The organism is Bacteroides thetaiotaomicron VPI-5482, assembly GCF_000011065.1.
Lineage (GTDB): Bacteria > Bacteroidota > Bacteroidia > Bacteroidales > Bacteroidaceae > Bacteroides > Bacteroides thetaiotaomicron.
Genome location: NC_004663.1, coordinates 949,430 through 965,837, shown reverse-complemented (window position 1 = coordinate 965,837; position 16,408 = coordinate 949,430). Strand labels below are relative to the sequence as shown.

The 16,408-nt window shown below is 41.6% G+C and carries 13 protein-coding genes and 1 tRNA gene; 3 read left to right on the top strand and 11 right to left on the bottom strand.

Translation table 11 applies throughout. The annotated features are described in order from the left end of the window. Positions 1-70 precede the first annotated feature (70 nt). The 3 genes from BT_RS03875 (at position 71) to BT_RS03865 (ending at position 3,298) form a co-directional block, all read left to right on the top strand. The gene (locus BT_RS03875) at positions 71-877 is read left to right on the top strand and encodes a patatin-like phospholipase family protein (protein WP_008761475.1); all 807 of its coding nucleotides are present in this window, start codon (positions 71-73) and stop codon (positions 875-877) included. 51 nt (positions 878-928) lie between these two features. Further along, on the top strand, positions 929-2,626 hold the full coding sequence (locus tag BT_RS03870; RefSeq protein ID WP_008765636.1) for an alpha-amylase family protein: 1,698 nt from the start codon (positions 929-931) through the stop codon (positions 2,624-2,626). A gap of 195 nt (positions 2,627-2,821) precedes the next feature. Continuing rightward, complete coding sequence (locus BT_RS03865) at positions 2,822-3,298, top strand: PepSY-like domain-containing protein (RefSeq protein ID WP_008761473.1); 477 nt, start codon at positions 2,822-2,824, stop codon at positions 3,296-3,298. 61 nt (positions 3,299-3,359) lie between these two features. Here the strand turns inward: BT_RS03865 and BT_RS03860 are convergent, their stop codons facing one another. From BT_RS03860 to BT_RS03810, 11 genes are all read right to left on the bottom strand, one after another. After that, a complete protein-coding gene (locus BT_RS03860; RefSeq protein WP_011107440.1) occupies positions 3,360-5,372 on the bottom strand; it encodes an alpha amylase C-terminal domain-containing protein in 2,013 nt (670 codons plus the stop codon). A gap of 18 nt (positions 5,373-5,390) precedes the next feature. After that, positions 5,391-5,837, bottom strand: coding sequence for a YhcH/YjgK/YiaL family protein (locus BT_RS03855; RefSeq protein ID WP_008761472.1), 447 nt, complete (start codon positions 5,835-5,837; stop codon positions 5,391-5,393). Between the two features lie 39 nt (positions 5,838-5,876). Beyond that, positions 5,877-6,551, bottom strand: coding sequence for a DUF2461 domain-containing protein (locus BT_RS03850; RefSeq protein WP_008761471.1), 675 nt, complete (start codon positions 6,549-6,551; stop codon positions 5,877-5,879). Positions 6,552-6,828: 277 nt separating this feature from the next. Then, a complete protein-coding gene (locus tag BT_RS03845; RefSeq protein ID WP_011107438.1) occupies positions 6,829-7,425 on the bottom strand; it encodes an aminotransferase class IV family protein in 597 nt (198 codons plus the stop codon). Beyond that, positions 7,409-8,401: an aminodeoxychorismate synthase component I gene (locus BT_RS03840; RefSeq protein WP_008765632.1), complete on the bottom strand. Its 993-nt coding sequence runs from the start codon at positions 8,399-8,401 to the stop codon at positions 7,409-7,411. Before BT_RS03840 ends, BT_RS03845 begins: the two co-directional genes overlap by 17 nt. 119 nt (positions 8,402-8,520) lie before the next feature. After that, positions 8,521-9,255: a tetratricopeptide repeat protein gene (locus BT_RS03835; protein WP_016267501.1), complete on the bottom strand. Its 735-nt coding sequence runs from the start codon at positions 9,253-9,255 to the stop codon at positions 8,521-8,523. Between the two features lie 220 nt (positions 9,256-9,475). Beyond that, complete coding sequence (locus BT_RS03830; RefSeq protein WP_008765630.1) at positions 9,476-10,558, bottom strand: trypsin-like peptidase domain-containing protein; 1,083 nt, start codon at positions 10,556-10,558, stop codon at positions 9,476-9,478. An 11-nt stretch (positions 10,559-10,569) separates the two neighbouring features. Then, a complete protein-coding gene (locus BT_RS03825) occupies positions 10,570-11,904 on the bottom strand; it encodes a hypothetical protein (RefSeq protein ID WP_011107436.1) in 1,335 nt (444 codons plus the stop codon). 49 nt (positions 11,905-11,953) lie between these two features. Beyond that, positions 11,954-13,639, bottom strand: a complete 1,686-nt coding sequence (locus tag BT_RS03820) for a transcriptional regulator (protein WP_011107435.1) — start codon at positions 13,637-13,639, stop codon at positions 11,954-11,956. Between the two features lie 292 nt (positions 13,640-13,931). Then, positions 13,932-14,005, bottom strand: a tRNA-Arg gene (locus tag BT_RS03815). A 353-nt stretch (positions 14,006-14,358) separates the two neighbouring features. Continuing rightward, positions 14,359-16,407: a DUF3352 domain-containing protein gene (locus tag BT_RS03810; RefSeq protein ID WP_008765626.1), complete on the bottom strand. Its 2,049-nt coding sequence runs from the start codon at positions 16,405-16,407 to the stop codon at positions 14,359-14,361. Between the last annotated feature and the right edge of the window lies 1 nt (position 16,408).

Sequence of the window (16,408 nt, the reverse complement as noted above, 5' to 3'; positions counted from 1 at the left end):
ATCCATTATATTCCTCCTACTTTCAATAAATTCACTAAATTCGTGGCGAACTAAAAAAAGAAAGTAACTCATGGAGGTATTCACAAATAACTGGAATAGCCGTAAATATCAGATAGGCTATGCTTTAAGCGGAGGATTTATTAAAGGATTTGCGCATTTGGGGGTGATGCAGGCTCTGCTGGAGCATGATATCAAACCGGACATTATCTCCGGAGTAAGTGCCGGTGCGCTTGCCGGAGTTTTTTATGCCGACGGAAATGAACCTCACCAAGTGATTGAATACTTCTCCGGCCATAAGTTTCAAGACCTGACAAAGTTAGTCATCCCCAAGAAAGGACTATTTGATCTCTGCGAATTTATTGACTTTCTCCATACCAATCTGAAGGCCAAGAATCTGGAAGAGTTGCAAATCCCCTTAATCATCACGGCTACCGATCTGGACCACGGACGTATGGTTCATTTCCACCGTGGCTCCATAGCCGAACGTGTGGCTGCTTCCTGCTGTATGCCTGTCATGTTTGCTCCGGTCAATATCGACGGAACCAATTACGTAGATGGCGGATTAATGATGAACCTTCCGGTCTCCACCCTTCGCAGAATATGCGACAAGGTGGTAGCCGTCAACGTAAGTCCCATCATGGCGCAAGACTATAAAATGAATATCGTAAGCATTGCCATGCGCTCCTTCCACTTTATGTTCCGTGCCAATACTTTCCCCGAAAGAGAAAAATGTGACTTGCTGATCGAGCCATACAACCTCTATGGATACAGCAACACCGAACTGGAAAAAGCAGAAGAAATCTTCGAGCAAGGTTATAAGATAGCCAATGACTTACTTGACCAGACACTGGCGGAAAAAGGGAAAATATGGAAGTAACTCCTTACTTTTCCCGAAAATATTTATAATATGAAATAAAATCTACTCTATATGAACAACGAAAATAAAATGATTATCTATCAGGTGTTTACACGCCTGTTCGGAAACAATAACAACCATTGTGTCTATAATGGAGACATTACCGCCAACGGATGTGGTAAAATGGCCGACTTCACCCTCAAGGCACTTGGAGAAATCAGGAAACTGGGTGCTACCCATATCTGGTATACAGGCATTATCGAGCATGCAACGGAGACGGATTACCGTCGCTTCAACATACGTCCCGACCACCCCGCCATCGTGAAAGGCAAAGCGGGCTCTCCCTACGCCATCAAGGATTATTATGATGTAGATCCGGACTTGGCAACCGATGTGCCGGAACGAATGAAGGAGTTCGAGAATCTGGTACATCGCACTCACCGTTCCGGACTGAAAGTTATTATAGATTTTGTCCCCAACCATGTAGCACGCCAGTATCACTCGGATGCACAACCGGACGGCACTACCGAACTGGGAGCAAACGATGACCCGAACTACGCTTTCAGCCCGTACAATAATTTCTACTATATACCGCAGTCCGAGTTGCGTGCCCAGTTCGATATGAAAGAAGGCGCAGCAGAGCCTTACCATGAATATCCGGCCAAAGCGACAGGTAACAACCGTTTTGACGCTACACCGAACATCAACGACTGGTACGAAACCATCAAGCTGAACTATGGAGTGGATTATCTGAATGGCGGCACTTGCCATTTCTCCCCGACTCCGGATACCTGGATAAAGATGCTGGACATTCTTTTATTCTGGGCCTCAAAAGGTATCGACGGTTTCCGCTGCGATATGGCGGAAATGGTTCCTGTAGAATTTTGGGAATGGGCTATTCCACAAGTAAAGGAAGCACATCCGGAAATCCTTTTCATTGCCGAGGTCTATAATCCCAACGAATACCGCAATTATCTCTTCCGTGGGAAATTTGACTATCTATATGATAAGGTCGGTTTATACGATACACTCCGCAATGTAGCTTGCGGCTACGAATCCGCTGCATCCATCACCCACTGCTGGCAAAGTCTGAACGGAATAGAAAAGCAAATGCTGAACTTCCTGGAAAACCATGACGAACAGCGCATCGCTTCCGATTTCTTTGCAGGAGATCCACGTAAAGGAATCCCTGCTCTGATCGTTTCTGCTTGTATGAACACCAATCCTATGATGATTTATTTTGGTCAGGAGTTTGGAGAACTGGGAATGGACAGCGAAGGTTTCAGCGGAAGAGACGGACGGACTACGATATTCGATTACTGGAGCGTGGATACTATTCGTCGCTGGCGCAATGGCGGTAAGTTTGACGGCAAAATGCTGACCGAAGAGCATAAACGCCTGTACAGCATTTACCAAAGAGTACTTACGCTATGTAATGAAGAGACATCCATCGCCAAAGGAGTATTCTTCGACCTGATGTACGCCAATAAAAACGGATGGCGTTTCGACGAACATAAGCAATATACTTTTATGCGAAAGTATAAGAATGAATTGCTGTTCATCATCGTCAATTTCGATAGCCAACTGGTTGATGTAGCAATCAACGTACCTTCTCACGCGTTTGATTTCTTACAGATACCACAAATGGAAAAATATCAGGCTACAGACTTATTGACCGGTGCCAAAGAGGAAATCTGTTTATTGCCTTATAAAGCCACTGAGGTTTCCGTTGGAGCCTATAATGGGAAGATTCTGAAGATTACATTCTGATCTGCTCCGATTGAAGGCAAATGATAAATCAATAGTATCTTAACTCTCCTCCTTCCCGAAGGGAGGGGAATTGATGATACTATTGACTTTTTAGGCAGCCCCAATGGAGATACTACTGATTTATTCTCCCCAACTGAAAACAAAAATTCTCAAAGGCTGTTTAGTTAGATAAATAATTTCCTAAACCAGAACCTTATGAAGAAAATTAGTTTTTTGGCAGTCATATTATTATTGTCTGTATCTGCCTTCGCAATCTTACCTCCCGGCAATATACAGGCTGCCTTCAAAAAGATGTACCCCAAAGCCAACGGTATAGCATGGTCGCAGGATGATGGCTATTATTGCGCTAACTTTGTTATGAATGGATTCACTAAAAACGTCTGGTTCAATACGCAGGCTCAATGGCAAATGACACAGACGGACCTTGTCAGTCTCGACCGGGTGACACCTACCGTATACAATGCCTTTGTATCCGGTCCTTATGCCAGTTGGGTAGTAAATGATGTAACCATGGTGGAGTTTCCTAAATGGCAGGCAATCATCGTCATTAAGGTAGGACAAGATAATGTAGATATCAAATACCAGCTCTTTTATTCCCCGCAAGGAATGTTGCTAAAAACCCGCAATGTCAGTTATATGTACGACATTCTCGGTCCGGGAACATTCTTATAAAAAAAGCCCTTGCCAAACATTAAATGCTCGGCAAGGGCTTTCTTATTTTTTATTCCCTGAGTTATTTCTTCTTTCTCAAAACAACAGCTGTACGTGCAGGAATATAGAGTTTCAGCCACTCTTTCTTTTCCTTCTTATACAACGGATCGGCAATCGTGAAATGAACTACTGAATCATCTGCAAGACCATTTCCGCCAAATGCAACATTATCCGTATTCAAGATTACTTCATAAGCTCCCGGACTAACGAGGAAACCATAATCTACAAAAGACTGTTTCGGATTGAAGTTAAATACAAATATCAGATCCTTACGTCCATAAGCCAATACCTGATCACCATCATTATGCCAGATCTCCTGGACCGGAGTCGCCTGGAAATCTTTCACACTCTTGATCACTTTCAGCATCTCAGCATCAAAGTCCCCCATGTAGTGATAAGCCAGATTCTTGTTATCTACCAGATCCCACTGACGACGGGCATACTTACAAGACCATCCATTACCTTCACGCGGAAAATCGATCCATTCGGGATGCCCGAACTCATTACCCATAAAGTTCAGATAACCGCCATTGATCGTCGAAGATGTCAGCAAGCGGATCATCTTATGTAAAGCGATTCCGCGATTGACTACATAATTCTCATCGCCTTTCTGCATATGCCAATACATATCGGCATCAATCAGACGGAAAATAATAGTCTTGTCTCCTACCAATGCCTGATCATGACTTTCCGCATAAGAGATCGTCTTTTCATCCTGACGACGGTTGGTTACTTCCCAGAACATACTGGAAGGTTTCCAGTCCTCATCAATCTTTTCCTTGATAGTCTTGATCCAGTAATCAGGGATGTTCATAGCCATACGGTAATCAAATCCGTAACCGCCATCTTCTACTTTGGCGGCAAGTCCCGGCATACCGGAAACTTCTTCAGCAATAGAGATAGCCTTCGGATTGACCTGATGAATCAACTCATTCGCCAATGTCAGGTAGCAAATGGCATTGCCGTCCTGATGACCATTGAAGTAATCTCCATAATTACAGAATGCTTCTCCCAACCCGTGGCTATAATACAACATAGACGTCACACCGTCAAAACGGAATCCGTCAAACTTATATTCTTCCAGCCAGTATTTACAGTTGGACAATAAGAAATGGATCACTTCATTTTTACCATAATCAAAGCATAGTGAATCCCATGCCGGATGCTCACGACGAGGAGCCGGATAGAAATACTGGTTCGGATCACCGGCAAAGTTGCCCAAACCTTCCACTTCGTTTTTCACCGCATGAGAATGGACAATATCCATAATAACGGCAATCCCCATCTCATGAGCAGCATCAATCAGCGCTTTCAGTTCGTCAGGCGTACCAAAGCGGGAGGAAGCAGCAAAGAAACTGGATACATGATAGCCAAAACTACCATAATAAGGATGCTCCTGAATGGCCATAATCTGAATACAGTTATAGCCTTCCTGTGCTATGCGTGGAAGTGTTTTTTCGCGGAATTCATTGTATGTGCCTACTTTTTCCTCCTGTTGTGCCATTCCAATATGACATTCATAGATCAACAAAGGATTCGTAGTAGGCTTAAATGTCTTTTTCTTGAATTTATATGGCTTTTCCGGTGCCCAGACTTGTGCGCTGAATATCTTGGTCTGCTCGTCCTGCACCACACGTGTAGCCCATGCAGGAATGCGTTCACCTTGTCCGCCATCCCAATACACATTCAACTTATATAAGTCTCCGTGATGAATGGCATCTGCCGGAAGATTGATTTCCCAATTACCGTTTTTCAGTTTTTTCAGCTTATAAGCAGCTTTCTCTTCCCAGTTGTTGAATGTACCTACCATATAAATATGAGTAGCATTCGGTGCCCATTCGCGGAACGTCCATCCTTTGGGAGTACGGTGCAGACCAAAATAAAGATAGCCTGATGCAAAGTCCGAAAGAGTTTGTTTTCCTTTATTGGTCAACTCGGCTTCCTTGTTCAGTGCATACTGGTGACGACCGGTAATGGCATCTGCGAAAGGTTCCAGCCAGGGATCGTTTTTGATAATGTTGAGTGTCTCTTTCATATCAGAATTGAATTAGGTTTATGCTTTTACTTTTACGATCACTTTCTTCACTCCATCAGGAGTAATGCCGGGAGCATGTCCGTCTTGCGGGAAGAAGATGGCAAACATTCCCGGTTTCACAGCTACATATGTCTCTGCCAGTCCTTCGAAGAAAGTAATATCTTTTTCGACATTATAAGGAGCGTCGGCAGGCACACAATCTTTGGCAGCAGTATACCCCATCACTTCTGTTCCCGACAATGGGATCTGAATATCAATAAATTCATTATGCGTTTCCAATTTCGCCTCTTCCTTAGTCTTAGGCTTTGTCTGTGCGATATTCACTAGCAGATCTTTTCCTTTCAGTTCAGTCTTGCCTATTTCCATGGCTTGGAGGTCATGAGATTTCAAGAACTCAATAGCTTGTGCAAACAAAGGATTCAAAGACGCGTATTTTTCCAGATTTTCTAAAGTATCTACTACCATATGAGTTTAATTTTTAAGTTTATATTTTTAGGTATTATTTTATTCAAAATCATCAATTGTGTAATTGATGAAATCGGCAAATCTCTTGAACTGTCGGAATGCTTTCTCTATCTGCTCCATCATGTCTGCCCGAGTGAAAAAATCATCGGGAACAAGATAAGAACAGACAAACTGTCTGCACTTCAGATAATCAATATATTTAAAATCTTTCGGGAATCCCTTGGGAGCTGTTTTCATGAAGTCCTCTCCCACTACAGGAAAATATTTTTTGAATTCGGGGTCTTCTACAATGGAGATATACTCTTCCACATTGTCATAAATGGCTTGGCGGACAGCTTTCAGTACATTGGGAGGCAAACACAAGCTTCCTCCGGCAAGCATACTTCCGTCAGGCTGCAGATGCACATAGTATCCGCAATGATCGGACTTCTTGCCTTTGGCATTGATATAACCGCCAAAATGTATCTTATAGGGTGTCTTATCCGCAGAGAAGCGGGTATCCCGATAAATACGATAGGTACAATCTTTGGGCTGGATTCCCCGGATTGTTTCATCGAACAAAGAAATGCGGGCGATTACTGTTGCCAGAAAGTTATCAAACTCGGCACGGGCTACTTCATATTCTGACCGGTGCTCATTAAACCACTCACGATTATTATTCGCAGAAAGATCTTTTAAAAACTGAAAGATAACGGGTATGTTCATCTTCATCATTTTCTATTATTACCCTACAAACGTACAAATTTTATTTCATATAAACTACAAAACGCAACAAAAGGACATAAAAAAAGCATCGGCCTGGTAAAACCGATGCTCTAACACATTTATCAAAAAAACAGACTCTTCTGCTTCTGATGTACTCTAAGCTTTCACAAGTGAAGTACAATCTCTTTTAATTAATCTTTATCTAATACTATGAAAAACACATAAATATAACAGATTAAAAAGAGGCTTTGTTCAACGGTTCTGTATATATTTCCGTTAATTTTAGTTATAGAATAAAATATTTTTCATTGACAGGTATGATGAGCCGTTTCCAGTCTATCATCGCATTGAACAACATGATATGGGAGTAATCGCCCAATTGCGCCTGCCGGATATCTTTCTCCACTATGAACCGATTATCCAACAGTTCCGCACGCTTCGTCCCCTGAAGCAAGGGATGAGCCGGAGTATACCATGTATGTCCGTCATACAGCGCTATGTTGGCAATGGAGGTATCAGTCAGATATCCGTCTTTCACTATCAGAATATCGTCTGCCTTCCCTCTCCGGGCAAACAGATCATTCAATTCTTCCCGATTGGTACTCTTGTAACTATAATCAATAGTGTCCGAAGCAACCGGACGCAAGGAAGAAACCATTCTCATTTGATAAGGAGTGTATCCGACCTCTTCGATTTCCTTATCGTACACAATCCGGCACTTCCAGATACCGGACAGAGACGGAGGAGATATAAAGCCGGACAAATCAATGGGAGCCGCTTCTTTCCAAAAGGCGGCACGAGTCCGGTTCATGCGCGCTGTGTGATACGACAGATTATAAACCTGTCCGTCTTCTATGCGAATCGTTTCAATAAATTGGCACATATACTTTTTGTTTCATTTCATGATATTCACTTTCCACTTCACTACGGCAGGTTATTCCGCCTCCGCTCTTAAAATACATTCTGTCGCCTTCCTGCTCCACAAAACGTATCATAACGGCACTATCAAGGCTACTTCCGTCGAAATACCCCATCACACCCGTATAGAATCCTCTCTCATACGTCTCGGCTTCACTGATAATCTGCATCGTCTTTTTCTTGGGAGCACCGGTGATAGAACCGGCAGGCAAGAGTTTGAAAAGAATGTGTCCCAGATTTTCCCGATAATTATCCGGCAAGGTTCCCTGTATTTCAGAACTCGTCTGAAGAATAGTTCCGCGATTCGTCTGCAACTTATCAATATACCTGTATCGGGACACAGATACCCGATCGGCCACTATGCTTAAATCATTGCGGATCAAATCTACGATAGTAGCATGTTCGGCAGCCTCTTTCGGATCATCCATCAGCTGCCGGACAGCCGAAGGCAATGATGCATCAAGAGTACCTTTCATCGGATAAGAACTGATTTTTCCCTGTTGGATTCTGACAAATATCTCGGGAGAGAAAACTGTGAACTGATCCCTGACCCACAATTTATACATTGCTTTTGAACGGAAGAAAATATCTTTCAGACTAAGGTTCGTCTCTATCGGCGTGCGGCATGTCAGATTGGTCAGAAAGCTGTTTCCGGCAAATATATTCCGTTGAACGATATCAAATGACCGACGGTAACTATCGAAAGATTCGGGATAAGAATTCCAGTGGACAGGTTCTTCAAAACAAGAAAGCACATCCTTCGATGAAGATTGGTTGGTAAACCCATTCAGGTTATATACTACTTCAGAAGGGTCAACAGAGGCAACTTCTTCAATATAAGATGCATCCTGCAAATAATTAATAATAAAAATAAAAGGCCGACAGGATTGCCCTAAATGGTTTATTTTCCGAATCGTTTCTTCTCTTGTATATAATTGCATAAAGTCTTTCTTTTTGGGAAAGCAAAAGTACGCAAAAAGTAGATCATTCAAAAAAAGAAGCAATAAAAAAGGGTTGCCAAAATGTTCCCCGGCAACCCTTTCTATCTGGAATTGGTAGTTTACTTCATAGCTGCCTGCACTTGAGAAAGCATAGTTTTAGACTTTGTATCTTCCGGAGAAACTTTGGTAGCTTCTTCCAAGTAACCTATAGCTTCTTTAAATCTGCCATCTGCCTTTTCCTTTTCTGCAGCATATTTGTCTGCATCAGAGTTTGCCAGAGGAGCAGCCTTTTTCAGGATATTCGCACCGTCGTTATAGCATAAAACGCCCAGGCTATACAAAGCATTGGTTTTATATGTTTTATGATCCAAAGGAATCACTTTCTTAAAGCATTCTTCTGCTTCTTCCACTTTTCCGGCTTTCTGCGCAGCGATACCTGCTTTCAGGTAGTGGAGACCATAGTTCTTAATCATTGTTTTATTGTCCGGGTCTACTTTCAGACCTTCTTCCAAGGTAGCAACATACTCGTCAGTCTTCTTCATAGCATCCAGTGCCAGCGCTTTACGGGCATAAGCATTACCTATATTGAATTTCTTTTGAATAGCAATATCAAAGAAAGTCACAGCTTCTGCATACTTTTTCACTTCATCTGCAGCCATACCACAGTAATAAGCGATTGCAGAATCCTGGTTATTCGTTTGTTTCAGATACTCACTGAATTTAGCATAAGCTACGGGATAGTTCTTGGCATTAAAAGCGTCGCTTCCTTCTTTTTTCAATTGGCTAGGGTCAGTTTGAGCGAAAATGTTAGTCACAGTAAGGCAAAATGCAAATAAAAAAATCAATTTCTTCATAACTTTATTGTGTTTTTTAGTTGTTAATCGTCCAAAAGTATAAGTAATAACAGAGAATCGCAACATCATTTTACCTTTTTTGAGCTTTTTGAAACCTATATAACGTTCGTTATTCTTCGTAAAAATAGATTTGCGAGTGTCCGGCAGGGAGGAAAAAAGACACTCCTTCCGCCTCAATAATTCAGCGAAAGGAGTGATATTCAAATAGTTTAGTTATTGGTCAGATAGCGTTTTTATTAGCATATTCGGAAAACTCACAGCCAAAAGTATCCACCAGATAATTATCCAGATCATCTGCCTTGAAAGCCAGATGGGTCAGATTCGTCTTGACATTTTCCGAATAATCGGAGAATATATCAGATATATGCACACGATAAGAAAGATAAATCTGATTTCCATCCAGTCCGAAACGATAAGGAGCAATCTCTGTCTGAAGTAAATAGGTCAGCACAGGTTCCAGATTCTTTTTTGGCAGAATATTCAGCGGAGAGGTGGCAAACAGATAAGAACGGTCGTACACAAACATACGTATCTCCGAACTTCCCTTATAGAATTTCCAGCCTTCGTATCCCACACGTGCCAATACCGGATTGATTCCCATCGCTTCAATGGCTTCTTCGCAGAATACAGCCAGATCGGTCAGTCCTCTCTCTTTAAAGATTTCTTCCGGCAACTTGTCACCGCAACAAGGGCAATATTCATCTTCTTCGGAAATGAATTCATCGCAACTATTACACTGCACATTGAAAACAGAGCGATCCAGACTTTCTATATTCTCCAGCACCTTTTTCAGTGTATCCACAGGGATACCAAATCCCATATTATCCGCATCGGTGATCTTACTGGCGGTAATGGCGATCAATTCACCACGTTCATTGAACATGGGACCTCCGCTATTTCCCGGATTGACCGCAGCATCTGTCTGAATATAATAACTGTTGTTAATCAGCTGTCTGGGAGAAGAAACCGTACCTTCAGTCACGGTGAACGGCATACCAAACGGATAGCCGGCCACGTTTATCTTCTGTCCGATCGCGACTTCTTTCAACTCCGATAACCGGATATCCGGAAGAGCAGAAAAATCCCCTTCCACCGACAGCAAAGCAATATCCAATACGGAATTTACCATAACGACCCTGGCCAGAAACGAATTCTTATCATTATCCTGGATCGCTACCTGACGGAATCCCTCTACTACATGATAATTGGTAACAAACAGATCATATTGTTTCAGATAAAAACAACTGCCGCAGCCACCGGCATGATTCACTTTATAAATGGCATTGTATATATTCTGTTCCATAGTCTTGTTCTTTATTTGTTAGTGTCCTCTTCCGTATTGTTATTGTTGCCATACATACCGGCCATCATCTTTTGCATATTCTCCATAGCAAGTTGCTGCATCTTCTGTATTTGCTCCATATCAATATTCTGCATCGCCTGCTGCATCATTTCCTGTTGCATCTGTTGAAGCTGTGACATATCGAAGCCCATTGTTTCTCCGTCTTCGTCACCACCTTCTTCGTCATCATCTACATCCAGTTCTCCTTCCATGATATTATCCATCGCTTCATATAATATCGGAGCAGCTTCTTCCCATGACATGGCAGAGGTAGCCTTCATTGCTTTCACAACTACCGCATTCACATCATTCTGCACATTATTATAATAGTACAATTCATAGAATTTATTAATAATAAGCAGGCAGCAAACGATGAAGTCACCTGATTCCAATGCCGAGCCGGCTTTCTCGTATGCATCTTCAAAGTTATCCTGAATGTTTTTCAGTACGGAACGGCGTCTGTCCGAAATGAAAGTTTCAACAAAGTAAAGATCGGCAGCCAGTTGCTCCTTCGTCATTTCCTGAAGGCGTGTGACAACAGATTTGGTACGGGATACGATCTCCGGCAACGGCATATCCTCCCGCCCATGATCTGTAATCGCTTTATCAAGATCATTCAGCAGTTGCCCTTGCGGACAGACAAAATAGCATATTTTAAGAAGCGTACTGGATAATATATTCCAGGCATAACCATATTTTCGTTCTGTCTCGAAGTATTTTACAGCGTCCATACATTCCTTACAGCTCTGCTGGAGGGCTTCGTATACCTTATCCACCGTTTCATTGTCGTATGGAGTAATTTTGGGCTCATAAATGCGCTCGGCCTTGAACTTAGTCACAAATTCGTCATCATACTTATCTCCTATCCGGCAGATTTCCTCAAGCACATAGTATATCTTGTAAGGATTGCATAAAGCCACCGGACAATGAAAGTCAAAGAACAACTTATCATTCTGCAAAGAGATACATGCTAACGTCAGTTCTGTCAGATTCAAAGCTGCCACCTGGCGCAGCAAAGGAATCCTCCCCTTTTCCGGCAACAACAGAAATGGAGCTGTAATATTCAGCTGGTCACCCTCCAGCCTCAGATAGACCATAATGGAACCATGAGGTACGGCAAACTCTGTCCCTTCTGCATTACCAAATTTGCTGCGTAACTCCGGATCAATATAATCCAGCAACAGATAAAAAGACTGTAAGTGCTCTCCCTTTTCAAAAGCATCTGTACTCTTCTCAAAAGCTTCTACATCCACCTTGCTCTGTGTAGAAGCAATGATCGGACTATGAAAACTCAGTGTTTGTTTCATAATTCTAATGTTTGGTTTAACAAATTATTTCATTCTCATTCTTAATCATTTAAAAGTCCCGAAGCACAGCCTCCAATGTTGTTTCCTGCGCTATCCCCATCTTTTCGGTACGAATTCGTTTCAGTCTTTTCTTCACCGAATCTTTCTCCAGATGCATGATCTTAGCAATATCAGTCTGCGAAAACTGCATTTTCACCATACAGCAATACCGCAAATCCTCCTCATTCAGTGCAGGATACTGATTCTTCAGACGTTCTGTAAAATTCAGGAAGATACTGTTGGCATTCTTGAATATTACTTTCCAGTCCTCATCCTTGAGCATTATATTCTGCTGGGTTTTCGGATTTTCAATCACAGGAATACAAGTTTCATTCAGGCGCTTAAAAAACTCAACCTTTAGTAAAGCCTCTTTCTCCCGAATCTGCGCTTCCCTTTCCTTAGCTTCCGACAAGTCTTTTTCTGCCTGTAGTTTTTCTATTTCACGGTACTTCAACAACTCCTGCTGATGGGCAATCTGTCCTTTCTGACGCAATACTTCCTGTTGTTTCCTTTTATATAAAAAGAAGTAGATGCATACCCCTAACAAAATCGCCAGGCAACAAACAATAGTCACAACGTACAGTTGCAGCTTCCTTTCCACCGCCTGTTGCCAAAGACGGGTATTGGCTTTTTTCAATTCATCATTGTGATAATTCCGGTGCAAAGTCAGTAAACCTTCCTTATCTCTCTCCTCTATGAGCCTATCCCGCAAGTCAGCATGTCGGTTCATATAATAATATGCCGAATCCATCTGCCCGGTAGCAGCATAAATTTCAGCCTTAGCCAAAGACTTTCGAGTTGTATATTGTATATCTGTTGTATCTTCCACCGCTTTATTAATGTAGTAGAAAGCAGAATCATACTGATGCAGTTCAGTCAGTGTGTTTGCCTTATTTATATAATGATCATAGATATATTCATTTTCCTCTCCGAAAAGTTCAAATAGAATAGCCAAATCTTTATCGCGATACATCAACGCCTGTTTATAGTCCTTCATCGCCATGCAAAGATGGGCATGCTGTGAATAAATATGTGATAATGCCCGGACCAAGTTCTCTTTCTCAGCCAGTTGTATCGCTTGCACAGAATATTTATAGGCGCTATCCAGTTGATTTGTCTGCATAAATCCGTGAGTGATATACGGCAACAGTGCACAGATATACAAAGGGTTGCCTGTCCGTTCGGCATAAGGTAACGCTGCCTTCCCCAACCGTAGTTCCTCATCAGGAATCAGTCGCAAGTTGAAAAGACGACTCATTTTATACCTGACCATGAACTGAAGTTCATCGTTATCACTCTCTCCCAACCAATCGATTGTCTTTAGGAAATTATGCAGGGAAGCTTCCGAATCTTCATTATCCATTGCTACCAGACCGGCATTATAATAAGCCAGTGCCGCATGAACAGAGTCCGTGGTTCCTTTATAATAATCAATTGCAACAGATATAAGTGAATCACTTTTATGCTCCTCATCAGATGACTGATTGATCACCTGAGTCATTAGCAATGCATACAAAGCCCTATTTGAATCCGACAGCTTCTCCGGATACTGAATTTGGCGAAGTAAAGAAAGAGCGCTGTCCGGTTTCAGCTTGATCAATTGTTCGATAGATAACAATCGGTCGGCTGTATGATGACAAGCAGTCAATAAGAATCCTAACAATATAAAAAGTACAGTTTGTCGTAAATGCTTCATGAACAAAAGGTTTATGTTTCCCAACTAAAGAGACGAATCTCTGAATGCAAATGTAGGAATAATAATGGGAGTTGCTTTATAAAATAGGGGGTATAAATATATTCTTAATTAAATCAAATATTTGCCTGTTTATCAAATCAATATAGTATACAGCAAAGGGGGACATAGGGGGACATTTACTGTTTTATAGGGGATAATCGCAATATGAAACCACTCAGAATTCAATAAAATTGATGTACCCCAAACAAAAGAAAAACGTTGACTATTATTAAATAATCAACGTTTACATCAGTGATTCCGAAGCGATTCGAACGCTTGACCCACGCCTTAGAAGGGCGTTGCTCTATCCAGCTGAGCTACGGAACCATCCTTATTTGCGGATGCAAAGGTAGTGCTTTTTGCGAGAACTCAAAAACTTTTCGACACTTTTTTATTCATATTTTTCTTTATAGCTAGAAATCAGCAATTTATAAAAGTACTATTCAGAACCCTGTTCTAGGGTTGAATTATTTTTTCTTATCCCGATATCCCATATATCATATATCTTATTTATCTTTGTGCCTGTCAAATATAAAATCAAAAACTATGTTGAGTCGTATTATCGTATTGGTCATAGCCGGAGTTGCTGTCGTTTATATCGTCCGCTTTATAGATAACTTCTTGTCCCAGCACAGAAGAAAATATTAAATAAGATATATATCCAATCAGGAGAAGTTCATTTAAAACTTCTCCTTCCGTTCAAATTCACCTTCTTCGGTGTAATACTTCCATGTGCCTTTAGGCTGATTATTTGAATATTTCCCACGAAGCTTGAGCTTTCCATTTTCGTGATATTCACGGTAACGTCCGTGACGTTTTCCCTCTTTCACTTCCGCTTCGCTTTTCAATGCTCCTTCCGGATAGAACTCACGCAGAACATTTCCTTCAAACTTCTCAATATAGAAACGCTTTAACTCACTCATCTGCTCCTTTTCGGTCACAGCTTCTTCATCCATATCCTGATCTTCCTCATCGCTGACAACGGCCACCACCTCTTCCGGCTCGTACGGACGGTAATCCATCACATACTGCAGAGAAGCTTGGTTGTTATCTCCGATTACCTGCATCGTCCAGTAAGGAAATGAATACAAGATATCTTTATTCGATTGTATTTCATTCCATGTAGCGGGATTCATCATAGGTTTCAATTGTGAGTAGAACTTGTGCATATCTGTATACAAGAAGATTGTGGAACTTGATTTCATATACGAATAAGCATCCTTAAATCCTGCATTATTCTTCAGTAAATTCTTCTGTTCGTAATCTTCTACAAAGGAAAGCAAGGAAGCCGGTTTATTGCTGAAAACGACATAATCATCCACATAAGTATAATATGGCTTCTCAAATTTATCAAACAGCTTTCCGAAGAACAGACGGAAGAAACCTTTCATTTCAACATAATTGATTTCAAAGTCCTTATAATTAACAGACTTTATCTTAACCGGAGACCGGCGTTTGATCTTCTTTTCAATAAACTCCATATTCTTACGGGCGTCTTTGATGCTTTTTGCCCGAATAGCCAGAATCACTTCAGGATCATGTCCTAATAAGCCCGGTTCGGATTGCGTTATGGCAAACTCTCCGGACATCCAGCTCAGGAAGTTCTCTTCCAGAGAAATACCAAACAGGCTTTCTATCTTTTTCCGCGAACTCTGATAAGAGTCATACAACAGTTTATCATGAACAGACAGAGCGTTCTCTAGTTCCTTCACGAAAGTTACCGGACTATCGAAGCCGATATTTGTATAAAGAGCCGTTCGCCCGGACAAAATCTCGTGAGCTTTCATTTTATGCTTTCCCGAATTCAGCAAGGCAGTGATATAAGGATCCACCGAATCTTTCTTCAACGTATAACCTTTCACTTCCATCCGGTCCTTATCCATATTCAGGTAAAGGCCCGCAAAATTCATAGAATTACTGAACAGATCGACATATTCATTTCTCGCTCCCAGATAAATGGACATAAACTGAGGAATACGGGCATAGTTGATAAATACCCTGACAAGCCCTTTACCGGAAACTAATTTTTCCGTTTCAATAAAAGACTGGTCAAGTCCGATCTTAGGCTTATTACGGGAGTTGATGGCAGATTCAACAAGGCCGGAAGTATAAGAGCCTACCAGGTGATTATCCACAAAAGCAGTATAAAAGACATCACGGGTATCCGGATCACGCATTTCAAGAATGTTAATTCCATTATGCATTCGATTAGTGACGGTAAAGCCGGACATTGCCAGCACTGTTTCGACCTGATCCTTCAATAAATCCATTTTAGAAGCTTTCTGCATATCTACTATAAGCAGAAAATCCCAATCGGTAGCGCGGGTCTTATGAAGTGAGATAAGCAGATCCCGCTGACCGACCAGTGATAACAGTACTTTATTGCTTTTGACAACCGAGTCAAGCTTTTCCACGCTCTTCGCAACTTCTTCAAATGATTTCGCTTTTCTCAGACATTGCCAGGTTTCGCTTCCACTAAACTTTTCCCAGTCTTCTATCGGAGCAGATGACTGAATGATAAACGCTGCATCCTCTGGCACCAGATAGATCTGCTGAATATTACGGTCGGGCGAAATAAACAGATAAACGATGGAGTATACCATGTATACAGCCAAAGCTAGTCCTGCCGTAATCAAAGTTCTTTTTACAATTTTTCGTGTATTATTTTTCTTCTCATTTTTCCCGGGTTCGACATATTGCCCTTGTTCCCCATTGTTTAATTCATCCATT

Bases quoted from the DNA above. Each gene is read 5' to 3' on its own strand.
- BT_RS03875 (WP_008761475.1), top strand. From the start codon at position 71: ATGGAGGTATTCACAAATAACTGGAATAGCCGTAAATATCAGATAGGC.
- BT_RS03870 (WP_008765636.1), top strand. From the start codon at position 929: ATGAACAACGAAAATAAAATGATTATCTATCAGGTGTTTACACGCCTG.
- BT_RS03865 (WP_008761473.1), top strand. From the start codon at position 2,822: ATGAAGAAAATTAGTTTTTTGGCAGTCATATTATTATTGTCTGTATCT.
- BT_RS03860 (WP_011107440.1), bottom strand. From the start codon at position 5,372: ATGAAAGAGACACTCAACATTATCAAAAACGATCCCTGGCTGGAACCT.
- BT_RS03855 (WP_008761472.1), bottom strand. From the start codon at position 5,837: ATGGTAGTAGATACTTTAGAAAATCTGGAAAAATACGCGTCTTTGAAT.
- BT_RS03850 (WP_008761471.1), bottom strand. From the start codon at position 6,551: ATGATGAAGATGAACATACCCGTTATCTTTCAGTTTTTAAAAGATCTT.
- BT_RS03845 (WP_011107438.1), bottom strand. From the start codon at position 7,425: ATGTGCCAATTTATTGAAACGATTCGCATAGAAGACGGACAGGTTTAT.
- BT_RS03840 (WP_008765632.1), bottom strand. From the start codon at position 8,401: ATGCAATTATATACAAGAGAAGAAACGATTCGGAAAATAAACCATTTA.
- BT_RS03835 (WP_016267501.1), bottom strand. From the start codon at position 9,255: ATGAAGAAATTGATTTTTTTATTTGCATTTTGCCTTACTGTGACTAAC.
- BT_RS03830 (WP_008765630.1), bottom strand. From the start codon at position 10,558: ATGGAACAGAATATATACAATGCCATTTATAAAGTGAATCATGCCGGT.
- BT_RS03825 (WP_011107436.1), bottom strand. From the start codon at position 11,904: ATGAAACAAACACTGAGTTTTCATAGTCCGATCATTGCTTCTACACAG.
- BT_RS03820 (WP_011107435.1), bottom strand. From the start codon at position 13,639: ATGAAGCATTTACGACAAACTGTACTTTTTATATTGTTAGGATTCTTA.
- BT_RS03810 (WP_008765626.1), bottom strand. From the start codon at position 16,407: ATGGATGAATTAAACAATGGGGAACAAGGGCAATATGTCGAACCCGGG.